1 protein-coding gene and 1 pseudogene are annotated in these 1,246 nt (G+C 27.2%); both read left to right on the forward strand.

The window, feature by feature from the left end; genetic code table 4:
• Positions 1 to 40 precede the first annotated feature (40 nt).
• Positions 41 to 682, forward strand: coding sequence for a hypothetical protein (locus CJJ23_RS04915; protein ID WP_095335220.1), 642 nt, complete (start codon positions 41 to 43; stop codon positions 680 to 682).
• A 318-nt stretch (positions 683 to 1,000) separates the two neighbouring features.
• Positions 1,001 to 1,246: pseudogene (locus CJJ23_RS04920) on the forward strand (hypothetical protein); the annotation flags it as partial.

A 1,246-nucleotide genomic window follows, 5' to 3' on the forward strand; every position in this document is an offset into this window, starting at 1 on the left:
ACTGGGGTAATAGCAAAAGTGCAGTTCGAAAGGCAGCACAATGAAAGAATATTTATTATTTAGATCTAAACTAATAATTGTTCTAAAATTATTACAAGGTGAGAATACGAAAACAATTTGTAATAATGAAAGTTTATTAAAAGAATGTATTAATGCGTATGGGGAAAATCGAAATTATTTTATCCCTAGAATTACAGCAACTTGACAGAAATTTTTAAAACATGGATTGGTTTATCTGGTGGATTTTTGACCAGATAAGTATCATCCTGTTACTTACTTTCATCTTAATCAAAAATCAAGAAAAGAAGTTCAAAAAGAACGCCGCCGTAATGCACTAAAAGATATGTTTGACAAAATGACTGATGAGCAAAAGAAGGAACATTTTGAACATCTAATTGAAATCATAGAAAGTTATGAAGAAGATGAATCAAAAAACAAAAAGTTTGAACGAATAAAGAAACTAAAGGATAATAACCTTTCTCTTAAAATCAAGTTTTTGTGTTCATTTCTTAATGTTTCTGAAACAGGATATTACAAATATTTGAGAAATAAAAAAGCTCCGAAAAAACATGATAATCGAGAACATAAGCAGAAAGATCAAATTTTGAAAGATATTGTGAAAATATTTGATTCTAATTATAAAGTGTTTGGTATTGACAGAATTACTGAAGCCATTACTTAAATTAAATTACAAAATTTCACGTGAGACAGTTAGAAAATATATGAAAGAACTAGGCATAAAATCTGAAATTTATAGTGTAAAAACTAAAAGAGTAGATCCTAAAGATACATAAGTTGATATTGTAAATTTAGTTAAAGGTGATTTTAAACCTAGAATCGATAATAGAGTAATTTGTACTGATATAAGCTACATAAAACATAGAGGTATTCATCTTATTTAAGTGGTGCAATTAGTTTAAAAAATAATCAAATTGTTGGTTATTCATTGTCAGATAATCCTAACTCTGAACTTGTAGAGGAAACATTTAAAGGTATTGGCATGAGTGAATTTGATATAGTATATTCTGACCATGGAAGTGTTTATTCAGCTAATAAATTCAAGGATTTTTTAGAAAAGAATTCTATTAAACAATCAATGTCAGCAGTTGGTAAAAGTATGAACAATCACCCTATTGAATACTGATTTTCAGTTATAAAAGAAGAACTTCTTAGAAGGATAAATATTGACCTCCCTACTGTTGAAGAATTAAAAACAGAAATTGACAAATATATATTGTGATACAAT

The organism is Mycoplasmopsis agassizii, from assembly GCF_002276225.1.
Taxonomy (GTDB): Bacteria; Bacillota_I; Bacilli_A; order Mycoplasmatales; family Metamycoplasmataceae; genus Mycoplasmopsis_B; species Mycoplasmopsis_B agassizii_A.